Origin of the sequence: Paenibacillus sp. SC116 (assembly GCF_024733555.1) — a bacterium.
GTDB lineage: Bacteria > Bacillota > Bacilli > Paenibacillales > Paenibacillaceae > Paenibacillus_B.
The window spans coordinates 1,649,943-1,672,067 of sequence record NZ_JANIOF010000001.1; the positions used below are offsets into that span (position 1 = coordinate 1,649,943).

Sequence of the window (22,125 nt, forward strand, 5' to 3'; positions counted from 1 at the left end):
AAAGTGGTGAACGCACATGCAGCAATGGAAACTGAATCTAATCATTTTATGGTTCGGAAACTTTCTAGTTATGGCCGGAATGACGATGGTCGTTCCCTTTTTACCCTTGTATTTACAGACCGACATTGGCTTGACTGACCCAAACAGCATAGCGCTATGGGCAGGCATTATCTTTGCGGGCAACTTTGTGACATCCTTTATCGCACAGCCAATTTGGGGGAAATTTGCTGATAAGTACGGTCGCAAAGTCATGCTGCTTCGCTCTGGATTTGGAATGGCTCTTGTTACCGTTCTCATGGGTTTCGCAGCGACACCATTGCACTTGCTGCTGCTGCGCATGCTGAACGGTACCATCTCTGGCTTTAATCCAGCCGCGGTTGCGCTTATCTCAACGACGACGCCGAAGGAAAGAATGGGATTTGCGATGGGCACACTCCAGTCTGGCGGTGTTGCTGGGACGATCCTCGGTCCGCTTATCGGAGGGTTGTTGGCAGACACCATCGGTTATCGTCCTATCTTTTATATTACAGGTGCCCTGCTGTTCTTCGCATCGATGATGGCGATGTTCTTTATTAAAGAGTCGTTTGACAAGCAAAAAGCGATGGAGAAGCCGCAAATCTCTGTAATGGAGGGGTTTAGGAAGCTTAGTAAAATCCCACAGCTAATGTCATTGTTTGCGGTAACTTTTTTACTGCAATTCGCGATGCTCAGCCCCATGTCCCTACTGCCACTATATGTGCAACAGCTTCATGGGACAACAGAGAACTTAGCCTTTATGGCCGGATTCGTTGGCGCCGTTACCGGTTTATCCAATATGATCTGCTCACCGCTGCTAGGCAAATTGAGTGATCGAATTGGAGCAAACAAAGTGCTGACCTTTTCACTAATTGGCGCAGCCTGTACCCTTATTCCACAAGCATTTGTAACGAATGTATGGCAGCTGGTAGCGGTAAGATTTTTGTTCGGTTGCTTTATGGGTGGGCTATTGCCATCTGTAAATGCGCTGATAAATCGCTTCACCCCAGAGGGAATGGAAAGTCGAGCGTTCAGCTTTAATACGAGTACATTGGCCTTGGGCAATGCGGTAGGACCAGTAGTCGGCGGTCTGTTGGCCGGTACGTTTGGTATTGAAGGTATTTTCATCATGTCAGGTATACTGCTGTTCGTAAATATGGGATGGGTTCGTTTCTCTCTGTATGGCAAGGCACGTTCTTCACTCCGTCCGTAATACCAAAATAAGAACGTGAAGGCCACAAGTTGGACGTTAGTTATTTGTATGAAATAAAGTCGCATATAAAAAGGATTGACCGCCGCACCATGGTACAGGGTCAATCCTTTTTTCATTTTATACAGGCAGCAGCCCTAATGCATTAAGAAATACGAGTAGAACGACGAATGGAATGATGTAGCGGATGAGCAGCATGTAGACCGCCAATCCTTTACGCCACCATGCTGGCTCGCTCTCCAACTCCGCTAACAGCTTGTCCTTTGGGAAGCGATAACCGACGAATACAGCAATCAACAGAACACCGATCGGCATTAATACGTTCGATACAGTAAAATCCGCCAGATCGAAGATAGACTTGCCGAACCACTGCACATCTGCCCAAGGTCCAAATGACAAAGCAGACGGGATACCAACGACAAATATAATGCCACCGAACAACCAGCTCAGACGTTTACGTGAGCGAGCGGGATGCTCTGGCTTCGAATAAGCCGCAACAAGAATTTCCAACATGGAGAATGCGGAAGTAAACGTCGCGAACAAAAATAACGCCAAAAACAGCGCAATAAAAATGCCGCCGCCGTACATTTGCTCAAATACAGCTGGAAGTGTAATAAACAATAATCCCGGACCTTCGCTTGGCGTCATCCCCAAAGCGAACAAAGCTGGGAATATTGCCAACCCTGCCATAAATGAAGTTAATACGTTCAATCCTACGACCGATACGGCAGAACGTGTCAATGACTCTTTCTTGCTCAAGTAGGAGCTATAGGTCACCATAACCGACACACCCACACTTAGGCAGAAAAATGATTGTCCGAGTGCATTTAATATCGTTTTCGCATCGATTTGCGCAAAATTCGGTGTTAAGAAATAACGAATCCCTTCTTCCATGCCTGGAAGCGTCAACGAACGAATGATCAATACGATAAATAGGATAAACAAACCCGGCATCAGGATACGACTAGAGCGTTCAATTCCTTTTTTTACACCTTGCCCTACGACAACAATCGTTATGAGCATAAAGCTGAGCTGGGCGAGCAATACCATTTTCCAATCTGCCACGGTCGACTGGAACATTTGCTCATAAGGCACTGCGTTATACAGCAAACCGCCGGTTATACTTTTAACAAAGTAAATGACGATCCAACCGCCGATAACACTATAGTAAGAGAGAAGCAGGAAGCAAGTTCCCATACCCAAGTAACCGATCCAATGCCATTTCGTACGTGGAGCAAGCTTCTTATAAGCAGTTAAAGCCTCTCTCCCTGTACTACGGCCGATAAAGAATTCCCCCATGAGCAAGGGGAATCCAATTAGCAGTGTAAATGCGATAAACATCAGGAAAAAGGCCCCGCCGCCGCTTGTAGCTACCGTATTCGGAAACTTCCAAATGGCGCCTAATCCGATTGCCGATCCTGCTGTTGCTAAAATAAATCCGAGCTTAGATGTCCATTGTTCTTTTTCTACCATCACCAGACAGCCCCCTAGTTCCCAATTCTTAGATGTGGACTGGTCTCATCCGTCACCTTACATGCTTACAAAATGCCATTTACAAATACGACAAGAACGATAATTGGCAGCACATAGCGAAGCATGAATAAATATACTCGTAATCCCGTGCGCCAACCCGGAGCAATATAAGCCCATTCATGTTCAAGGCGCTCTTTCGGGAAACGATAGCCTACGAATAGTGAAATTAAAAATACTCCAATCGGAAGCATTACATTTGAGACGGCAAAATCTGCCCAATCAAATACAAGCTTGTCCCCCCAAATTAAGAGCGGGTGTCCGCTAAATGACAGAGCAGAAGGAACGCCCAATACAAAGATTCCAATTCCAATCCACCAACTGCCCTTCACTCGCTTCTTCGAATCTCCCTTCGCATAAGCAGCGACGACAATCTCTAATAAAGAGAATGCTGACGTTAGCGTTGCGAATAAGAACAGTACGAGGAATATGGCAATAAAAAATTCTCCATAGAGAAGCTGTTCAAACATAGCTGGCAATGTCGCGAATAGTAATCCTGGGCCTTCTACCGGTTCCATCCCTAGTGCAAATAGTGCTGGGAAGATAGCTAGACCTGCCATTAACGATGTCATGACATTCAAGCTTACAACCGACAAGGCTGGCTTGCCCAACTGCTCTTGCTTACCTAAGTAAGAACTGTACGTAACCATGCTTGATCCGCCTACGCTAAGACAGAAGAAGGACTGTCCTAACGCATAAAGTACCGACTCCGAGGTAAGAAGACTAAAGTCTGGCTTCAAAAAGTATTCAATACCTCCAGCCATTCCCGGTAGTGTTAATGAGCGAATAATTAATATGACGAATAGAATAAACAGGCCTGGCATCATAATGCGGCTTGTCTTTTCTATACCGCCCTTTATCCCTTTAACGACAACCAAGATCGTAATCAACATGAACAAGCCTTGTGAAAAGACTGCCACCCATGGATTCGATACCGTCTCGTTAAAAAGCTGACCATAATCAGCCCCAGGCATTAATAACTGCCCCGTTATGCTTTTTATGCTGTAGAGTACAATCCAGCCGCCTACAACACTGTAAAACGACAAGAGTACACTACACAAAATCATGCCGAGATATCCGACATAATGCCACTTCGAATTCGGTGCTAATTCCTTATAAGCAGATACTGCCTCTTTCCCTGTACTTCTTCCGATGATGAATTCCGCTAATAATAACGGCAATCCGATTCCAAAAGTAAATAGCAAAAAAACGAGGAAAAAAGCGCCGCCACCGCTAGTGGCCACTACGTTGGGGAATTTCCATATTGCCCCTAGGCCAATCGCAGAACCGGCTGTCGCCAGAATAAACCCGAGCTTGGAAGTCCATTGTTCGTTTGACTTCATCGTGCTAAGCCTCCATTTTCATATTGCATCATTATAGCACAAGCTGGGCTGGATATTAGAGTGAAAATAATACAAAAGTTGTTTCCGGGTATAATGAAATACCAGAAACAACTTTTGCATCAAGTGTTACGTATGGATTATTTCACGACTGTAACTGCCAGACCGTCATAAGCTGGCATCATCGCGCTTGCAAGCCGCTCATCATGTGCCATAGCATCAATAAATTTGCGCATCGCTTGAACAGAAGGGCCCTGCTTCTCCGGATTCATTGTACGACCCTGAAGAAGCAAATTGTCGACAGCAATAATCGCTCCTGGACGTGCAAGACGAATCGCATATTCTAAGTAATTTGCGTAATTCTCCTTATCCGCATCTATAAAGAAGAAATCAAATTTCTTTTCCTCTTCCTCAAGCTGCTTCAGTGAGTCAAGTGCCTCACCAATCCGGTATTCTACTTGATCACCATATCCAGCTAATGTTAAGTTACGATGTGCAAGCTCAGCGTATTCAGAACGAAGCTCTAATGAAGTGAGCTTTCCCCCAGATGTCAGTCCGCGTAAAATACATAGTCCGCTGTAACCTCCAAGTGCCCCTATTTCTAAGGCATGTTCGGCTCTAGAGGAGAGTGCCAATACGGTCAATAGCCGTCCATAACCTGCAGCAACCGAAATAGAAGGCATGCCCGCTTCTTCTATAGACTGCATAATACTTCTTAATTGCTTATCTTCCCCATAGTGGCTATCAAGATAAGTCTCTACTGTTTGCAAATTTTCATTCGTCATCCTTTTTCACAACCTCCTGTAATTATGATATGATGGAACCCGTATGAACACAAGTTAGACAAGCAGATCGGAGTGAAATAACAGATGGAGCGACCTTGGTCGTTAATCGCAACCTGTCCAATGGGACTTGAAGCGATTGTTGCGAGAGAATTGAAAGATTTAGGTTATGACGATGTAAACGTAGAAAATGGTAAAGTCCATTTCACAGGAGGGCCACTAGACGTATGCCGTACCAATCTATGGCTTCGTACAGCTGATCGTGTCCTCATTAATATGGGACAGTTCCCTGCTCGTACGTTTGAAGAGCTATTCCAAGGAACTAAATCCATCCCTTGGCACAACTGGATTCCCGCTGACGGTGAATTCCCTGTAGAAGGCCGTTCACACAAATCACAGCTATCTAGTGTCCCTGCCTGCCAAGGCATTGTCAAAAAAGCTGTCGTTGAACAAATGAAGGAAAATTACCATATCGATTGGTTCAAAGAAACAGGCGCATATTTCCGTATTGAAGTATCCCTGCTTAATGATATTGCGACCATTACGCTCGATACGACTGGACCCAGCTTACACAAACGCGGCTACCGTAAGTTAGCTGGTAAAGCCCCATTAAAAGAAACGATGGCAGCAGCACTCATTTTGCTTAGCCGTTGGAACCCATCCCGCCCGCTCGTTGATCCTTGCTGTGGCACAGGCACACTTCTCATTGAAGCAGCTATGATTGGATGGAATGTTGCACCAGGTCTTCGCCGTTCATTCCCTTCCGAGCATTGGCCGCTTATTTCCAAGGATGACTGGGAAGATGCACGTGACGAAGCATTCGATGCGGTTAATGATAATATTGAGCTTCAATTGTATGGTTCTGATATTGATCCAGAAGCAATCGAGTTGGCACGAGCAGCAGCAAAAAGTGCTGGATTCGGTAAAGAAATCGAATTTAAAGTCGGCTCACTAAATAGAGTCAAACCTGAAGGCGAGTACGGAATCGTCTTGACAAATCCACCATACGGTGAACGTCTCAGCGAACAAGCGGAAGTAGAAAAATTGATTCGTCAGCTAGGTTTTATGATGAAATCGCTGCCCACATGGTCGATGTTCTGCATAAGCCCAAGCAAGCAGTTCGAACATTATATTGGACGACCAGCAGACAAGCGCAGGAAATTGTTCAACGGTAATATTGAATGTCAATTTTATCAATATTTCGGACCACTGCCTCCTCGCCCGAACAAAGATACATCTACAGAGCTGAGCACACAATAGAGATAGAGACATGACAAGAAACGGATGTGAGTTGCTCATATGTCGAGTAGTAACTTTCGATTCTCCACACTAAAAATGTCACGTTGGATGACGGTAAGCGGTATTGCCTTCATCCTTTTTCTTGGCGTTATGCTGTGGAAATGCATCATATTAAATGAGACGTTGGCGATCCCGAATATGAAGACGGATCGCAGTGATATTTTTGTGACGTTAGGCGCTTTATTCCTGTTGGGAGGCTGGACATGGTGGCTGCCAAGGCATTGGCGGCCCATCACCTTCATCGTGCTGAACGTACTTCTTACTTTACTGCTCTTTTCAGATTTAGTGTATTACCGTTACTTCCAAGACTTTATCTCCGTACCTGTTCTGATGCAGGCTGGACAAGTGAGCGCACTGGGCGGAAGCATCGCATCCCTGATCTATTGGGGAGATATCGTCTATTTCATCGATTGGTTTATTCTTATTCCGTTCCACATCATACAATTCCACTTGATGAAGCAAGAACGAAAGGAAAAGCTGCAATATTCGATTCGAAACAAAAAGAATATTATTTGGATGCGACTCAGCATCGGTACGCTTACGTTAGTAATCGGTTCAATCATGCTGTATATGCCTATCCAAAAAGCAACAAGTACTTGGGCAAAAGGCTTGCTCGCCTCTAACTGGTGGAATCCTGCTGTTTACAATATTACAGGACTGTATGGATTCCATGGTTACGATATTTATCGTTATGCGAAAGAGAACTGGTTCGCAGATAAGTCAATCACAGAGGAAGAGAAGCAGCAGGCTAAAGAATGGTTTGTTAACCATGCTCCTATGTTGAAAGGGCCTAGCTCAACGTTTGGTAAATACAAAGGCAGCAATGTCATCGTGATTCAAGCAGAGGCCTTCGAGAATTTCGTCATTAATCAGACGATTAATGGGCAGGAGATTACACCCAATCTTAATGCACTTCTAAAAGATAGTATGTATATGAATCGCTTCTTCCATCAAACAGGACAAGGTCGAACGTCAGATGCAGATCTTGCGGTTCAAACTAGCTTGCATCCGCTTCCAACTGGCTCAGCATTTATCCGCTATCCGGATCATACCTATGATGCATTACCAGGAGTTCTCAAGGAGAACGGATATGCGACAGGAGCCTTCCATGCTTACGAAGGAAGCTTCTGGAACCGTTATGTCATGTACGAAAATTTCGGTTACGACTATTTTATGAGCAAGAAAGACTACCAAATGGACGAGCCACTTGGATGGTCACTTGGAGATACTTCCTTCTTCCGTCAATCTGTCGAGCGTTTAGCTGCGGAGCAAAAGCAACCATTCTATGCATTTATGATCGGACTAACGAGCCACCATCCATATACAATGCCAGATACATATACTGCGTTGAATGTAGCACCATTCGATAAGACGATTTTCGGAGAATACTTGCGTTCTATTCATTACGTAGACGCAGCGGTTGGATCTTTGATCGAGGATTTGAAAAAGAGAGGGCTATGGGACAACACGATTCTCATGTTCTACGGCGACCATGATAACTCCATCCTTGAACGCGAGCCGTTAGCACAGCTTCTAGGCCATGAGATAAGTGATCTCGATATGCTGGAGATGAAAAATCAAGTTCCTCTCATTGTACACTTGCCAGATGGAGCTGAAGCAGGCGTGTACAATCAAGTAACTGGGCAAATGGATATTGCACCAACCCTGCTGCATTGGCTCGGTATTGACACAACTTCTAAGTTTTATATGGGCAGCAATCTGCAAGCTGAAGGAGAGCGTTTAGTTGTGCTTCGAACAGGTGCAGCCACAAATGGCGATCTATTCTTCGTTCCAGCGGCAGATGGCGTGTTCCAAAACGGAAAGTGCTACGATTACAAGACAAGAGATCTAATCGATGTTGAGCCGTGCAGACCGCTTCATGATGAAGCGAAGTTGCGACTCAAACTGTCTGATCTCGTCATTACACGAAACGTAATTCCGCAACTCCGTCCTGCTCCATAGCAGGAAATGGTGTAAGGGTGTCCCCTAGTCTAATGACGATTGGGGGCACCCTTTATTTGTTGCACAAGCAGCTTATGAACGATGGTTATCCCATTGTTCACTGCCCAGCAGCTTATCCAAACGAACGTGTTCTTCTCCAAGCATTTCTTCAGCCAACTCCACTGCTTGCGGGTTCAAGCTCGCATGCGATTGCGTCACAGATTGGTCTGCGTGTGCCAACGACTGTTGTGCCTGCAAGACAGACTGTTCCGTTGGATGCGTTAATGCTTGAGATACAGCATGGTGAGCTTTCTCAACTGAATTCTGAGCTTGTGAGATCGGATTCTGCGCTTGCAAACTGGAATCGTACCTTTTCACCAATGGTATAGCCTCCTCCGTTCAAGTCATGAATACACGGAATAAATGAAGTAAATATGACTCGACCTTTCGTCGTTCGTATTACCATCTTCATCTTGTGCAGAACGGGATATTTATATCCATATGGCATTGTTGGTATTATTGCTGAATGCTGAACGCATTTTAAAAAAGTATCACGTCCGACTTAACGATTGTTTTCTTTTTCGCTAACCTTTATTTTGAGCAGCATAACGGTATCATTCGATTGAATCATTTCTTGAACAGCTTCTGGATGGGTCCCTTCATATCCTGATCTGATACTGCCTTTGTTCATACGGAAGGAACCAATAAGAGCCGTTTCTCCCGACTGTAAGGAGACTCCCTCTTCACCCATTGTATATTCCCATCCTGTCCGTCCTAATTCCGATTTGTCACCGATAAATTGATCGATTGCTACCATTCCAGCGCTGCTGCTTTCTGTATAAAGCTTGATCATGTCTTTATTATTGGCTCCATATATCCAAGCAAGTCCGACTCTTCCCTCATAGGTTTCATGGGGAGATCGACCATAAGAAAGTGCAGCGATGGGCTCGTCGATCTTTTTCCCTTTCTTATATCCTTCCACCCAAATATCCACCCAACTGCGGTCAGCGCGATGAAGTTTCAATTTGTAATTCCCAACTTTCCCAATCCCCAATTCCTTAAATGTAGCAGCATAGGAGTCATCAGCATGAATAACAGCAATCTCATTCTTATCTTCAGTATCCCCCTCAAACAGACTGCATCCACTTAGCAGCATGATTATAGCGAACAAGACTAACATTTTAAATCGTACGGAGCCTCCAACTGTTTTCAAAACGCTCATCTCCTCTTCCCCAGCTTAAACAAGTGTTTTACGAATTGGATAAATCCATTGTTATTTGCAAAGTAGACCATGTTCTAACTCGACTCCCATTGTAACACTTTACCATTTTATGAATCACCTTTATTTCTTTCTCATTGCAAAACCAACTAAACAAAAAACGAGCCAGTAAGGGTTGAACCCTATACTAACTCGTTTGTCCGATTCCTATTATGTTCCATATACTAAGCCACTTTATTTCACGTATTGCTTTGCCTTCTCGACTGCCTCTTCTTCCGTAGCTCCAGTAATATAACGACCATTAATATAAATGAAGACGCGCTTCTGGCAAGGGCCGCAATATGATTTGCATCCCACTTTTACTTCTGCCGCAGGATCGAGCGTTTTTACTTTTGGCAAAAAAGTTTTCATTTTAATATGACGGCATTTATCACAGATACGAATATCATTATTAGACATAGTAGTCACTCCGATTGTTCCCTATATTGTTCAATAAGACAGACAACCTATATTGTACGAGAACATCTTCAATGACGCAACCATACTTATCATTGCAAATGCTTAGGATCGTCATATTGCTGCGCTTTTTTGGTGAACCACGGAATGACAATCATAGTAAATGCAATATCATCGATCGGAATGAATGGCATGAAATCCGGAAGAATCCAATACAAAACGACAGCACCGACGAAAAATAATTTGAGTTTAAAGGGAACTTTGCGTGAAGTCAGCATCTGTGGAGCAGCTCGAAACAAACTCCATAGACGCCCATATGTGCGCGTACTACGTGCCATCGTATACACCTCCTGGTTAGTAATCCTAGTGTATACCGAAGCATTCGTCACATGCAAATGGAATGCTAATCTGGCAACAGCGCTTCCTTCAAAATGGCACACACTTCGTGATAAATACTGCCGAACTGGGATAATGGAAGTGGATTTATACCATATCCAACCTCAATCGTAAACGCTGGCTTGCGATATTGCTGAATAAACCAATCTTTGAAGCCCGCATCGCTTCCTGTCAGCTTCACTGCTCGATATCCACTTACTCGAGCCAGCCTTTTGGCCCAAACTTCTGCCTCTGGCGGCTCATAATCTCGATAATTCCAATAGATTTCTCTTCCTTGTGAATGAAAGCTTAACGCCATCGCAAATTGCTTCTCTTCCGCCATTCGATACAAGGCGAATGCCTCTGGTTCTGTCAATGGAGCTTCTCCACTGTAGTTCATGGCAGATGGCTCATATACGCCTCTACGCACTTGCTCTTCCTCCCAATGAGCAGGAAACTGATCATTTAAATCTACGCCTCGTATATTCGATTTCCAGCGATCGAATCTGCGATCTTCCTCATTCCATTCTACTAAACTATGCTCCCATGAGTGCTGTCCACTTACCCCTTCTTGTACAAGCTCTACACCATCCGGATTTACCATAGGCACGAACCAGATTGATGTGTGTTCACTAGCAAGTCTAGCATCCCATTTCCCCCAACGTAAGCCTGATTGCAAATAACGAGCATAGTCTTCCACAAACTGCATTAGCAGTGAAGAAGTAAGCCATTCATTTGCATGAACAGCACCATTTACATGAATACGTCGCGGACCTTCTCCTATCCGGATTGCGTATATGTCCTTGCCTAATACACTCTTTCCAATTGACTCCACGTGTACAATACTAGGAAAAGCACGCTGTACATACCTTACATCTTGCTCCAACTCATACGGTCCGTATTCTGCGCTAGCCCTCCAATCTGAAGGTTGAACTGCGTAATCTAATGATATGCACTGTCCAGGAACAAGCTCGCATTGCTGAATGGATTCGTTCGCGTCCTTAAGCAACTGTTCCGATATGCCAAGCTTCCATGAGATCGATTCCCATGACTCATAAGCCTGCACGGTGTATATGGAGGCGGGGCGCTCAGGGATGAACAAATGCTGCCCAGGCATTAAATAAGGGCTGACATTCACAGTGGGATTAGCCGCTAACAATGCTTCCAGCGTAATTCCACAGCGCAGACAGATGCGCAAAGGCGTGTCTCCTTTGCGTACCTTATAGAGGGTGCTCATAAGACGCGTCTCCCTTCTGCATCTATGTTCTTAGTAGTAATCTTTATGCCTATAAAGGCTTGCACCATCACTGTAATTGCCGTTAATCATCCACTTGTGAAAGGAATGTGCATGTACATACCAACAACAAGGCGCTTAGCCTCTTTTCCCGCAAGCTAGCAGGAACGTCCAATTCACTGTCGTTTGTTCTACATAAGATATAAGAAAGAAGCGCGACTTTAATGGGAGGACCTGCCATGTACGTGTATCAATTAAATACACATGTCGCCCTTGGTGACGACCGGGCCTATTGGGCAGATTTACAGCTGCTGAATCAATCCAATGAGCCAGTGGAAACGCATATTCAATTGTATAACCTTGACATTGCAGCTGGTCCATCCAAAGCAAATGTCTATTACCAGCACATCATTGTGCTGCAGCCCTTCGCAACAGAGGGCTCTTGCTTCAACTTACTGAATACACCAATAACCGGGGATTGTATAGGAGTAAAAATTACAACCGATAGTGAACAGCCAAACACGATATTTGCCACAGTTATTTTGAAAAACAAGCTAGCTACCATAAAGAAAGCTCATCATATCCCTCTGCACGGGCGATTTCCGAAATATGCTTATATTGCAAACAGCGGCGATGATACGGTTCTTATTATTGACCGGTATACGCATCAAATCGTCGGAAGCCCCATTCAACTCCCTCAAAATGCTGTTCCCTTAGATATCGTTGCCTCCAAATACAGCGCATTCGTATATACGTCAAATAGCGGGACAGATAATGGCTCCACTATATATACACGCGGCAATCAATTGTGGCCCCTTACGCTAGAACTTGGTCTTGAACCGATAGCAATCGAGACGGACGAGCCATACGGGCTTCGTGTGTTTGCTATTAACAACAACTCTCCCACGAGTACCGTTACCGTATTCAACATCGTTAGCGGACATACCGCCACGATCCCTGTAGGCGATAATGCAGTTGCCATTAGCTTCAATGAAACACATAACCGTTTGTATGTGGCCAATCAAGATGAAGGCACGATATCCGTTATTGATGCAGCAAGCTACTCCATGATTGCAACCATCCCGCTATTACCGGGCACCCCTAACAACAGTGCTCCTATCGATCTCGTTTGCAGTCCAGATGGCCGATATGTATATATTGCAGCTAAAGGCTTACCTGGTGAAATACAAGTCGTTGAAACGGAGACGAATACGCTGCTTAGCCCCATCATGCTAGATAATTCGTCCGAATCATCTACCTATATGCCTAGACGTTTAAGCATTTCATATGATAGCGCCATCTTATACGTGGCTATGTCCAATTACAACGGAGTCGTTAGTTTGAATGTCAAAAGCCCAGCTTCCCCCCGCTTATTCCCTGATATTATCGTGCCAAGCGGTCCACCTGAAGATATTTGCGTCACTCCTGATGGCTGGGAAGTATATATTGTGAGCAGCTGGGGTTTTGAAAGTACGGTGCTCATTTGGAACCGACGTACAAATGAATTCCAACCGCTCCCCCTGCCTACTGGATTTCAGCCCATAAGAGTCGCTTTCTCACACATTATCGTCTAGCACGAATGATACAGCTTAGTGAATATGATACAAAACGCATAAATGAGGCATGCATCGTGCTAAGACCCTATCTGAACGTTCTAGAAGCAACAAGAGGAGGTATGAGCGTGGATCATTCTTATCGAGTCTTGACCTCCCGTCTACTGCTGCGTCCCTTGACGGAACATGATCTCGAGATTGTGCTCAGATGGCGCCGTCACGACCATATACGGAAATGGTTCCAAGATGACCTTACCATCGAGCCCAAGCAGCAGCTTACATGGTATGAACGTTACCGTCAGCGCGAGGATGATATGATGTTCGTTGCCGTCGTGTTGAACGAAAATAAACCTATTGGGGCTGGGTCTTTGTATCGCATAAATAAACTTTCTCGAACAGCCGAATTCGGCCGCGTCTTCATCGGAGAGGCCGATGCTCAAGGCATGGGCTACGGGGAAGAAATCGTAAGAGGCATAACGGATTTCGGGGTCGAGATGCTCTCCCTGCGATGGGTTGAATTATTCGTCAAAATTACAAATACAAATGCGATTCGTACGTATACGAATTGCGGCTACGTTCATGATCGAAAATATCGACCATCGAACAGCAGAGATCTTGGCTCCATCGTTCGTATGATTCGAACTGCACCACCGCGCTGGAAAGGGGAACGTTAAGTTGTAATACTCGCCATTGCACAACAAAAGAAGAGACTTCTAGGTACTCACTCACCTAGAAGTCTCTTCTTTACATACACATGAACGGGTTCCATTAATAAAAGTTCGGCACTTGCCAAACGACAGGAATGGATTCCAGTTGGTCGCCAAGCCATTGCTTCGCAATATACTGGAACATACTCGGATCGCCGCTGCAGAACATTTGGTGAATCGGCTGGTCTTCCTCATGAGCCAGTTGTCCCTTATCGTGAAGAATGGTACTTATTTCTCTTGCTGTCTCTTCTGCTGAATTAATAAGCTGTATATGAGAACCTATCACTTCTTGGACTGGATCTGATAGAAATGGATAATGCGTACAGCCTAATATGAGCGTATCAATTGGCGTTGACTTCAACGGCTCAATAGAATCAGCTACAATTCTGTACGTGCTGGAATCTCGGAACATCCCTTTCTCTACTAGCGGCACCAGTAATGGGCAAGCCAAGCTGTAGACTTTCACATGAGGAGATAACCGCTTAAGAGCCGATTCATAGGCCGCACTGCGGATCGTCCCATCTGTTCCAATCACACCGATATGGCCGGATTGCGAAGCCGATATTGCTGCTCTTGCTCCGGGATGAATCACACCTACAACAGGAACTGTCGTATAGGATCTTACTTCTTCCAAGGCAACAGCTGTCGCGGTATTACAGGCTATAACGATCATTTTTGGATCGAATTGTGCTAAGTAGTCGACAATTTGTCGGGTGAATAACCGTACCTCGTCTGCTGCGCGAGGCCCATAAGGTGTACGGGCAGTGTCACCAAAATAAATAATCTTTTCCCTCGGGAGCTGTCTCATAACTTCTTTAACAACGGTTAACCCGCCAACCCCCGAATCAAACATTGCGATAGCTTGCTGCACGAATACACCGCTTCCTTCATTTCTTGTTTGACTGACTTATGCTAGAACTTCCGCGTGTGTTTATGCGGATGGTATGGTACACCATATGTACAGTCCTTGAAAAACGTACCTTGATCTTAACTGATACCGAGACAAGGTTCAAGTCGAGCGCCATCCCAAATAAATAGCCTTGACATCAGCGTTAGCCGACATCAAAGCTATTTGTATCCAACACTTGTTATGAAATTTATTTATTGGACTCGCAAGTGCTGCCGCTCTCACACTCTTCTTCACCGCATGGAGGCTCATCTGCTTCGTTATCGACAGAAATCTCTTCGGCTACGGAAGATACTTGGAGTCTGGATTGCTTCCATTCCGAAATCGACTGCTTCACTTCGCCAATCCGATTTTTGGAAGCCTCAATAAATTCGCTCGTCGATTCACCAACTTGCTTAGCAATCGTTTGTGTGCGCTCTCCAACCTGTTTTGCGCCTTCCGCAATATCTTCTCTTAACTCACGCCCAGACTTTGGCGCAAACAATAAAGCGGATACGGCTCCTACAACTGTACCAATAATCGTTCCAATCCAAAATGGCTTTGTGCCCTTTGCCATATTCAACGTCCTCCTCGCTGTTGTCTCCGTCATTCATCCCGACAAGCATATGTTCAACGATCCGGTTGTTATTGCTTGACTGCTGCATCAGTCTCATCTGGCGTTCGCGCAGACTTAGTTGGCGGCGAACGGCGAGCCGCCACACTGGCATACAACCCAGTGGCGGTATCTATCCAGCGCAGCAAATCATGGATTCGATGTTGTTGGACTTCATAGGCGCTATCTAACGTATTCATCGTACGTGTAATCCAGCCGTCCACCTGTTCATGGACATGATTGACCGAGCCGCGTATGCGTGAAGATGTATCGCTCCATGCGGCACTTTCTTGGCTTACTCGCTCTACTGTATCAAGTAGATGCTGCCCTCGCTCGGTAATCGATCTCCCTTGCTGAATCAGCTGCAGCGTCTCTTTATGCAGCTCAACGAGCATGTGCTCTGTACGATGCATGAACTTCATCAGACGGTCCAGCAATAGCAAAGCGGCGGCGGCTGTAATAACGGAGAACAGCAGCACGATAGCAATGATCCAATCCATCGAATCCCTCCTTAACAACGGTCTTGACGGGCGAATGCCCATGTCATAGTGACAGTATAAGAAGGTTGGGCTTGACTTGACACAAGGGAACGAAAAAATATTTTCCGGTGTAGAAAAGGTGTGCTATTGGCAGATTGTCCATGTAGACTATCTATACAGCGGTGAGAGATGGTTAGCAACAATAAGGAATGTTGAAGAATATACAGGGATGTGGCGCAGCGAAGAACATATACAGTAATTGGAGTAGAACAGGATCACATTACCTTACATTTGATTATCAAACGGGTAGATGTATGAAAAAATGCTGATGGCAAGCAAAAAACTAACAACGAGTGCCTTGGCATAACTAGTCATTTTGTATGGCATATACTTAATCCCTAAAGCAGCGATCCCCCATATGACTCCGAGGCTTAACGTTTTCGCTATATAGTTGCCATATAAAAAGCCGCCAATCACAAGATACGCTAAAGATACTAAGCAAACACCAACAAAACTGAAAATTAAGACAGCGATGAAAATCTCTATGAGTTTATTCACTTGGACCTCCATTAGTACTTTAGTACTTATAATCACATAACACCATAATATACCACCAAAGCAAATGACAACAATACTTGGTTATTTAAGAATACATAAAGACTGATAGAGTTGTACGCTTTCTATCTGTATATCCATCTAATCTATTGCAAATACCCATCGCCAAATGGATACTGAAATAAGTAAATACTAATCACACTCAGCAATATGATAATTAGAGCTTTGGCAACGTTGTTTAAATTAAAGGGAGCAGCCTTAGCATACAAAGCTACAATAGCCCACACAACTACTATTCCTAATATCTTTGCAACGATGGAGTCGAACCAATAACCTGAAATTAGAAGTAGGGCTACCGATCCTAGGCTGACCCCAACGATACCAAAGGCTACTGCAACAATGCCAAACTCTATTATTTTTCTCATTCAGCTCTCCAAGATAACTTTCTCATTCACATTCGTATTCTTTCTTCTAATGCACAGAAAAAACCTGCCTACACCCATAATGTATGGATAGCTGACAGGTTTCGGATTAAATATTGTTATATCATGCATGTTCAAATGACAATAGTTCACGCGCGTAGCGATATCATGGCCACAATCATGATTAGCCTACAATGATGCTATAGTGTTCCCCTTACAACATTGCCTTGGAACACGACAGCCTTACGCGCTGGTCTTCTGGCCACCACTTCAGCCGAACAGCTTGCCTCAAAGAAGATCATGTCCGCTTTGTCTCCTACCAGCGGCCATAGGCGGTTGCCCTGCTCATCCAGCGTCTTGCGCCCACCTGTAATAAAGGTCAACGCTCCTGTGAGAGAACGCTCATCAATCCAACGATAACGCTCTGCAAGCAAAGTTGCTTTCTCTAACACATCGCCTGTTCCAAATGGAGCCCATGAATCATAGAAGCCGTCACATCCGAGAGCAACGGTAATTCCCTTTTCATGCATTTGCGGTACTGGGATAGGGCGGCTGCTGGCAACAGTCGTCATAATCGAGACACCGAGCGCTGCAAAACGATCAATCATATCGTTCACCTGTATTTGTGGCGCATCCCCTAACGCAAATGCATGGCTAATCGCCATTCGGTTATGCCATCCCGCTTCCTCCGTCAAGTCAGCAATGCGCTTCATCGTATGCAAGCCTAGCGTAGATGCATCATGCAAATGGATATCCACATCTGCATTCGCCTCTACTGCAATGTCCATCATTAGCCCCAGCGACTTCTCAATGTCACCGTCTACGCCGCCTGGATCTAGGCCCCCAACATGAGTGGCGCCTTCCCTCATCGCCTGCCTCATCAATGCTCCCGCATCGGAACGCAGCAAGCCATGCTGCGGGAATGCGACGATTTCTGCCGTCATGCGATCACTGTACGTATCCAATGCCCGGCGAACGCCTTCGAGATTTTTCAACCCAACATGCGGATCAATATTAACGTGAGTACGAATATGTGTCGCACCGAATGAAGAAATAAGCTCCAGCATCGCTTCTGCTCGTGTTTGAATCGAGTCCAACAGCAAGATGGATTCCTTTGCTTCCATATCCAAACGCTCAATCAAATTTTTGACTGGCTTGCATGATTTCCATCCGTAACCGAGATAAGTCTTGTCCAGGTGGTTATGATTTTCTTGAAAAGATGGCAAGGCCAATTTTCCATTCGCATCATGCCTCTGAAATTCTGTCTCCAACTGACGATCAGCGGGTACAATTTGCTGGATTACTCCATTTTCGATGAAAAGATGAACAGGTTCCGACAAGGTGTGAAATACACCATCTTCATCTTCTTGGAAGCCACTGTCTAAACGAACGTTTGTTATCCAATATGCGCTCATTGCTGTATCAGCCTTTCTGTATGCAAGATCGTGAAAATGACTCTATCTATGAGATTAGCACATCTTGGAACGTTAGAAACATACGGATATCATATTACGATCATATCAATAAACGTATATACCAATCCTAAATAAATGCGAATATAAGCCAATGAAGCACCCTATCCTCGGAAGGATGTATCATTACTTTACATAGACGCACAAGCACATTGAAATACATCGGATTGCAACATAAAAAGACCAGCCATCAGGCCGGTCTCATTTCTAATTCACATGTTGAAAGGGGTACAGGATGATTGCATGGATCCAAAAAGTATCTAATCCCCCTTGTACATCCCATCAGTCATCCAGCTTATTAGCTATCTGACGAAGACTGCCTGTTACGTATCCGATACGTACATCTACTGCCCTGCTTCGCTAAACATTCAAGCCGTTCTACATCAGCTCCAAGCAATTCTCGGAACAGCTCCAATTCACAATGACAAGGATATTCATACGCTTGTGCAACTTGGGCAATTGGACAATTATATTCATGCAGCAGCCATTCCTCATCAGACAACTGCTCTGTTTCTACCATATATCCGCCTGCATCCTGAATGCTGCTCAGCTGTTGAACACGCTCACTGAACGTCTTCCCTATCATAGAAGATTCATATTTACGCTTTAAAGAACGACGTCGACCTTCAAATAGCTGTTGAACACTATTATCCGTACCGCTATCATTTCCTTCTACTTCATGCAGCAAATCCAATAGCAGCTGATGGTATTGCTTCGGAAACTGCTCATCGCCTTGTGCAGAGATGCGGTATAACTGCAATGGTCGACCCATAGGCTGCTTGACCTGCTCGGTTTCCAGCACATTCTCTTCGATCCCTTGATGAAGATGGCGTCTAACACCCATCTCAGTTAATCCCAAACGCTCTGCAAGCTGAGCCGCAGACATTGGGCCGTTTCTCTTAAGCAGCATGAGCAGCAAATTACGAGTTGACGGTTTCTGTTGCGCTCGATTCACTGGCATTCACCTTTTTAACGGTCATTTAGTACCGTCATTGTAACGCATATCATACATCTTGTAAATTCAATGACATTCTACGCCTTTACGAATTAAACTTGCAGTGCAGGCAATTCCTTCTGTAAGAAACGATGTACACTTTCGCTGAATTGACGCATCGTAACATCCAAATTTTTAAATAACGGATGCACACCTTCACGCTTCCACTTCTCATAATCCTGAACAAGAGGTCTACGCAAAGCTACTAATTGAATCAAGACTTGATGCAATTCTTCATCCATTGCTCCCGCTTCAGCAATAATATCTACAATATCTTCATAACTGCTGGCATCACGCAAAATAAAGCCGTCAATTAATAGCGAGCCGACATCCGTAACAATCTCAATGGCAATATGCAAAGCTCGTTCTTGGGCCAAATGATCTACAATCGAACCGCTCCAATTTGATGTTAAGCTGCCTACTGCCTGTTCTAGCAATTGGGCTTGATCCAAACGATTATCAATCTGTTGACGATTTACGTAATACATAGCACAGCCCCCATACGAGTCATAGTGGATCAAAAAGAGGCTTTCAGCAAATGAAAGCCCTTTCTGCCTCTAATTATTATTTAACCACACTTGGGGATTTACTGTCATCCTTATCCTTTAGACGAATTCATTATTGTTGTTATTTGCGTCGAGACTTATTAACGCGTGTTCGAGTATTCCTCTTCGTTCGTGATTGTTTCCTACCAGATCGCACAGTTACACGCCTATTTGAAGCAGCTTGTCGCTTCGTAGAGTGAGCATTTTCCAAGGATGACCCTGGTGCTGTCGCGCTCTTGCCTGTCTGTTCAGCTTGATGCCCCACCTTTTGCTTCGTCGATTGTTCGTCTACGCGGAGCTCCTCTTGCCATGTTATCTGATCTTTTTTATTCTGTACTTTTCGCAAATCTATATCCACTTCAAATGGCCGCTCAGCTTCCACCGCATGCTTCTTTACTGCCTGTCGCTGTTCCGTGACCGATTGTGGTTCCTCTAGCTCACGGTGTGACCACTCTCTTAGTTCTCTTTCTTGAATGGGACTTTTGATGACGAGCAAATGCAGCATGAGCTGATAAGCTACATTCATCTGCGACTGCCTTAATCGACGAAGCTCCACTTCATCATAAAGACATTGATACTCTGGAAAATAGAAGTACTCCATTCGCAGCAGCCGCAAATCCATGCTTTCTTCTGATGTAATCTCTCCATTCGATAGAAGCAAAGACCAATTTTCACTAAGTGGATGGATAAAGTCCTCTTCATCTAGCATCGAATTCGAATACGGGGACCAATGACGAGCAGAATGTTCATTAAATAAATGCAGATAATGAGGATGAGTAAGATGCGAGCTTACATGTGCATAGGGTACGACAAGGCAAACGAGTGCCCTATCTTGGCTTACCCGATAGATTTCACGCATGATATATGTCAGATCATTCACATATTGGAGCAAATGTGATGCCATTACAAACTGTACATGATTCGAGGGAAACGGAACTCCATCGTTCAGATCATGAACGAGGTCAACATCTGCATATGGATGCTTATCAATGCCTATGCAATGAGAATGCTTATTCCGTCCACAGCCCAAGTCTATCCTCACCGGTCTTCACATCCTTCAATCGCAGCTATAAATTTAGTACAGTCTATTCGCTGCACATAAGACCAGTTTGTACAGCCGCCTTGTAGCCCGTATTTTTCCGCGAACAACCTTGCCCGCTTTCTACTTATAGGCTCATTTGTCGGAATCCTTTTTATTGTCATCCTTTTTGAGAACAGACATGATTTGCTTAATACGATCTGGGAGAGGAAGTCCAAGGCGTCCATAGTTCTCTGTAATACTTAACAGCTCATTCACCATATAAAAGCAAATAGCTCCATCTCTAAACCCTTTCGTGCCAAAAAGCAAATCCATATGATACGCCATCCCGATAATGAGCAGCATGAGCGCTTTTTTGGCCAGACCCCAGAATCCAGCATTACTGCTTAATCCTTTTCCCTCTCGAATAGAAGCTGCAAGACCGGACAAATAGTCAATCACAATCATTAGCATAAATAGTGTAATTAACGGATCCCACGTACCAAACAAAAAGGTAAGAATCCCGCCCGTTACACCCGCGAACATGTTCAATGCCAATTGGTTCATCCCTGTTCCTCCTTATCCTTTAAGGGATGATATATTGTATTCGACTTGTCCAGTGCTGGCACGGCAGGACGACTATGAGTTAAAGCTTGTACACCTGATATTTTCTTAGTAAAAATACATAGCCAAAAAACCTATCCCCTGTTCGACATAAAGGAATAGGCTGTTTCAATTCTTATAGGCTTATCAAATATTGTTCTTTATTGATTAGTCTCTACTTATTCTTAGTTTCTCGGTCTTGTAACTGTTCCTCAAGCCGCTTCTTATCCTCCAAATACAGCTTATGACTTTCTTCCTCGGCTCGTTTCTGTTCCTCCTCGCTTAATTGCGGCTTGTTCCACATGGATGGCCTAGCGTTCTTAACAGCCTGTTGTATCCTTTGTTCAAAAGACTCCATACTCATTCCTTCTAAAGATCCTTGAAAATGCTTAACGCCACCGTATTTATCCGCATCATAGACGACTTCATTATCGTCATCTATTGCAAATATCCCTTGATAATATCCGACGACAGCATACGCTTCTTCTGTAATGGGACCATCATATTTGTTTAAGAAAAGTACACTCTTTGTGTGCGGAGCCGAGTTAAGACTGCCTATGTCAATAATTTTAATGGTTTGACCTGCTAACTTTGGATCTCCCTCTAACACTTTATTAATCTTGATGTCGTTAAGCTCAAAATTCGCCCCTGAAACGTTAACGCGTTCCGTTTTATTCGTCCATTCAGCTTCTACAATATATTCAGCATCATAGGCAAGCTCTTCAAGCGCCATATAATGAGTAGCCACCGAAACCATACCGTAAAATGGTTGCTCTACTTCTTTTGGGGCTGTGCTATGTTTTTGACCACACGCAGACATGGTTGCAACGATTAATACAAATAAGATAAAGGTCAAGAATTGATTTTTCATCTAATA

General features: G+C 44.5%; 24 protein-coding genes. 5 read left to right on the forward strand and 19 right to left on the reverse strand.

What is annotated here, in order from left to right; genetic code table 11:
• The first annotated feature begins 16 nt into the window (after positions 1-16).
• On the forward strand, positions 17-1,228 hold the full coding sequence (locus tag NQ117_RS07155; RefSeq protein WP_258277282.1) for an MFS transporter: 1,212 nt from the start codon (positions 17-19) through the stop codon (positions 1,226-1,228).
• 117 nt (positions 1,229-1,345) lie between these two features.
• Here NQ117_RS07155 and NQ117_RS07160 read toward each other — a convergent pair whose 3' ends face one another.
• From NQ117_RS07160 to NQ117_RS07170, 3 genes are all read right to left on the reverse strand, one after another.
• Entirely contained in the window at positions 1,346-2,698 is a 1,353-nt protein-coding gene (locus NQ117_RS07160) for a sodium-dependent transporter (protein ID WP_258278194.1), read from the reverse strand.
• Positions 2,699-2,763: 65 nt separating this feature from the next.
• The gene (locus NQ117_RS07165) at positions 2,764-4,098 is read right to left on the reverse strand and encodes a sodium-dependent transporter (RefSeq protein ID WP_258277283.1); all 1,335 of its coding nucleotides are present in this window, start codon (positions 4,096-4,098) and stop codon (positions 2,764-2,766) included.
• Between the two features lie 137 nt (positions 4,099-4,235).
• Positions 4,236-4,880 carry an O-methyltransferase gene (locus tag NQ117_RS07170; RefSeq protein ID WP_258277284.1) on the reverse strand — a complete coding sequence of 215 codons (645 nt, stop codon included), beginning with the start codon at positions 4,878-4,880 and terminating at the stop codon, positions 4,236-4,238.
• Positions 4,881-4,964: 84 nt separating this feature from the next.
• On the opposite strand from NQ117_RS07170, the gene NQ117_RS07175 reads away from it, so the two are divergent.
• The gene (locus NQ117_RS07175) at positions 4,965-6,137 is read left to right on the forward strand and encodes a THUMP domain-containing class I SAM-dependent RNA methyltransferase (protein WP_258277285.1); all 1,173 of its coding nucleotides are present in this window, start codon (positions 4,965-4,967) and stop codon (positions 6,135-6,137) included.
• A 39-nt stretch (positions 6,138-6,176) separates the two neighbouring features.
• Complete coding sequence (locus NQ117_RS07180) at positions 6,177-8,138, forward strand: LTA synthase family protein (RefSeq protein ID WP_258277286.1); 1,962 nt, start codon at positions 6,177-6,179, stop codon at positions 8,136-8,138.
• A gap of 72 nt (positions 8,139-8,210) precedes the next feature.
• Here the strand turns inward: NQ117_RS07180 and NQ117_RS07185 are convergent, their stop codons facing one another.
• The 5 genes from NQ117_RS07185 to NQ117_RS07205 form a co-directional block, all read right to left on the reverse strand.
• Complete coding sequence (locus tag NQ117_RS07185) at positions 8,211-8,495, reverse strand: hypothetical protein (RefSeq protein ID WP_258278195.1); 285 nt, start codon at positions 8,493-8,495, stop codon at positions 8,211-8,213.
• Between the two features lie 184 nt (positions 8,496-8,679).
• Positions 8,680-9,339 (reverse strand): hypothetical protein, encoded by a 660-nt coding sequence (locus NQ117_RS07190; RefSeq protein ID WP_258277287.1) that lies wholly within the window; start codon positions 9,337-9,339, stop codon positions 8,680-8,682.
• A 231-nt stretch (positions 9,340-9,570) separates the two neighbouring features.
• A complete protein-coding gene (locus tag NQ117_RS07195) occupies positions 9,571-9,795 on the reverse strand; it encodes a YuzB family protein (protein ID WP_258277288.1) in 225 nt (74 codons plus the stop codon).
• A gap of 89 nt (positions 9,796-9,884) precedes the next feature.
• A complete protein-coding gene (locus NQ117_RS07200; protein WP_258277289.1) occupies positions 9,885-10,130 on the reverse strand; it encodes a hypothetical protein in 246 nt (81 codons plus the stop codon).
• A 65-nt stretch (positions 10,131-10,195) separates the two neighbouring features.
• On the reverse strand, positions 10,196-11,404 hold the full coding sequence (locus NQ117_RS07205) for a M14 family metallopeptidase (RefSeq protein ID WP_258277290.1): 1,209 nt from the start codon (positions 11,402-11,404) through the stop codon (positions 10,196-10,198).
• 236 nt (positions 11,405-11,640) lie between these two features.
• Here NQ117_RS07205 and NQ117_RS07210 point away from each other — a divergent pair, with 236 nt between their 5' ends.
• Positions 11,641-12,975: a YncE family protein gene (locus NQ117_RS07210; protein WP_258277291.1), complete on the forward strand. Its 1,335-nt coding sequence runs from the start codon at positions 11,641-11,643 to the stop codon at positions 12,973-12,975.
• A gap of 107 nt (positions 12,976-13,082) precedes the next feature.
• Positions 13,083-13,628 carry a GNAT family N-acetyltransferase gene (locus NQ117_RS07215; protein WP_258277292.1) on the forward strand — a complete coding sequence of 182 codons (546 nt, stop codon included), beginning with the start codon at positions 13,083-13,085 and terminating at the stop codon, positions 13,626-13,628.
• Between the two features lie 94 nt (positions 13,629-13,722).
• Here NQ117_RS07215 and racE read toward each other — a convergent pair whose 3' ends face one another.
• From racE to NQ117_RS07270, 11 genes are all read right to left on the reverse strand, one after another.
• The gene (gene racE, locus NQ117_RS07220) at positions 13,723-14,532 is read right to left on the reverse strand and encodes a glutamate racemase (protein WP_258277293.1); all 810 of its coding nucleotides are present in this window, start codon (positions 14,530-14,532) and stop codon (positions 13,723-13,725) included.
• A gap of 226 nt (positions 14,533-14,758) precedes the next feature.
• Entirely contained in the window at positions 14,759-15,124 is a 366-nt protein-coding gene (locus tag NQ117_RS07225) for a YtxH domain-containing protein (RefSeq protein WP_258277294.1), read from the reverse strand.
• Positions 15,125-15,192: 68 nt separating this feature from the next.
• Positions 15,193-15,660: a hypothetical protein gene (locus tag NQ117_RS07230; protein ID WP_258277295.1), complete on the reverse strand. Its 468-nt coding sequence runs from the start codon at positions 15,658-15,660 to the stop codon at positions 15,193-15,195.
• Between the two features lie 264 nt (positions 15,661-15,924).
• A complete protein-coding gene (locus NQ117_RS07235; RefSeq protein WP_258277296.1) occupies positions 15,925-16,197 on the reverse strand; it encodes a hypothetical protein in 273 nt (90 codons plus the stop codon).
• Between the two features lie 143 nt (positions 16,198-16,340).
• On the reverse strand, positions 16,341-16,619 hold the full coding sequence (locus NQ117_RS07240; protein WP_258277297.1) for a hypothetical protein: 279 nt from the start codon (positions 16,617-16,619) through the stop codon (positions 16,341-16,343).
• Between the two features lie 197 nt (positions 16,620-16,816).
• Positions 16,817-18,031, reverse strand: coding sequence for an amidohydrolase (locus NQ117_RS07245; RefSeq protein WP_258277298.1), 1,215 nt, complete (start codon positions 18,029-18,031; stop codon positions 16,817-16,819).
• A gap of 355 nt (positions 18,032-18,386) precedes the next feature.
• The gene (locus NQ117_RS07250) at positions 18,387-19,043 is read right to left on the reverse strand and encodes a helix-turn-helix transcriptional regulator (protein WP_258277299.1); all 657 of its coding nucleotides are present in this window, start codon (positions 19,041-19,043) and stop codon (positions 18,387-18,389) included.
• 92 nt (positions 19,044-19,135) lie between these two features.
• Positions 19,136-19,570 carry a DUF86 domain-containing protein gene (locus tag NQ117_RS07255; RefSeq protein WP_258277300.1) on the reverse strand — a complete coding sequence of 145 codons (435 nt, stop codon included), beginning with the start codon at positions 19,568-19,570 and terminating at the stop codon, positions 19,136-19,138.
• Between the two features lie 139 nt (positions 19,571-19,709).
• Positions 19,710-20,669 (reverse strand): class I SAM-dependent methyltransferase, encoded by a 960-nt coding sequence (locus tag NQ117_RS07260; protein ID WP_258277301.1) that lies wholly within the window; start codon positions 20,667-20,669, stop codon positions 19,710-19,712.
• A 132-nt stretch (positions 20,670-20,801) separates the two neighbouring features.
• Complete coding sequence (locus tag NQ117_RS07265; RefSeq protein WP_258277302.1) at positions 20,802-21,212, reverse strand: phage holin family protein; 411 nt, start codon at positions 21,210-21,212, stop codon at positions 20,802-20,804.
• A 211-nt stretch (positions 21,213-21,423) separates the two neighbouring features.
• A complete protein-coding gene (locus NQ117_RS07270; protein WP_258277303.1) occupies positions 21,424-22,119 on the reverse strand; it encodes a hypothetical protein in 696 nt (231 codons plus the stop codon).
• Between the last annotated feature and the right edge of the window lie 6 nt (positions 22,120-22,125).

Bases quoted from the DNA above. Each gene is read 5' to 3' on its own strand.
- NQ117_RS07155 (WP_258277282.1), top strand. From the start codon at position 17: ATGCAGCAATGGAAACTGAATCTAATCATTTTATGGTTCGGAAACTTT.
- NQ117_RS07160 (WP_258278194.1), bottom strand. From the start codon at position 2,698: ATGGTAGAAAAAGAACAATGGACATCTAAGCTCGGATTTATTTTAGCA.
- NQ117_RS07165 (WP_258277283.1), bottom strand. From the start codon at position 4,098: ATGAAGTCAAACGAACAATGGACTTCCAAGCTCGGGTTTATTCTGGCG.
- NQ117_RS07170 (WP_258277284.1), bottom strand. From the start codon at position 4,880: ATGACGAATGAAAATTTGCAAACAGTAGAGACTTATCTTGATAGCCAC.
- NQ117_RS07175 (WP_258277285.1), top strand. From the start codon at position 4,965: ATGGAGCGACCTTGGTCGTTAATCGCAACCTGTCCAATGGGACTTGAA.
- NQ117_RS07180 (WP_258277286.1), top strand. From the start codon at position 6,177: ATGTCGAGTAGTAACTTTCGATTCTCCACACTAAAAATGTCACGTTGG.
- NQ117_RS07190 (WP_258277287.1), bottom strand. From the start codon at position 9,339: ATGAGCGTTTTGAAAACAGTTGGAGGCTCCGTACGATTTAAAATGTTA.
- NQ117_RS07195 (WP_258277288.1), bottom strand. From the start codon at position 9,795: ATGTCTAATAATGATATTCGTATCTGTGATAAATGCCGTCATATTAAA.
- NQ117_RS07200 (WP_258277289.1), bottom strand. From the start codon at position 10,130: ATGGCACGTAGTACGCGCACATATGGGCGTCTATGGAGTTTGTTTCGA.
- NQ117_RS07205 (WP_258277290.1), bottom strand. From the start codon at position 11,404: ATGAGCACCCTCTATAAGGTACGCAAAGGAGACACGCCTTTGCGCATC.
- NQ117_RS07210 (WP_258277291.1), top strand. From the start codon at position 11,641: ATGTACGTGTATCAATTAAATACACATGTCGCCCTTGGTGACGACCGG.
- NQ117_RS07225 (WP_258277294.1), bottom strand. From the start codon at position 15,124: ATGGCAAAGGGCACAAAGCCATTTTGGATTGGAACGATTATTGGTACA.
- NQ117_RS07230 (WP_258277295.1), bottom strand. From the start codon at position 15,660: ATGGATTGGATCATTGCTATCGTGCTGCTGTTCTCCGTTATTACAGCC.
- NQ117_RS07240 (WP_258277297.1), bottom strand. From the start codon at position 16,619: ATGAGAAAAATAATAGAGTTTGGCATTGTTGCAGTAGCCTTTGGTATC.
- NQ117_RS07245 (WP_258277298.1), bottom strand. From the start codon at position 18,031: ATGAGCGCATATTGGATAACAAACGTTCGTTTAGACAGTGGCTTCCAA.
- NQ117_RS07255 (WP_258277300.1), bottom strand. From the start codon at position 19,570: ATGTATTACGTAAATCGTCAACAGATTGATAATCGTTTGGATCAAGCC.
- NQ117_RS07265 (WP_258277302.1), bottom strand. From the start codon at position 21,212: ATGAACCAATTGGCATTGAACATGTTCGCGGGTGTAACGGGCGGGATT.
- NQ117_RS07270 (WP_258277303.1), bottom strand. From the start codon at position 22,119: ATGAAAAATCAATTCTTGACCTTTATCTTATTTGTATTAATCGTTGCA.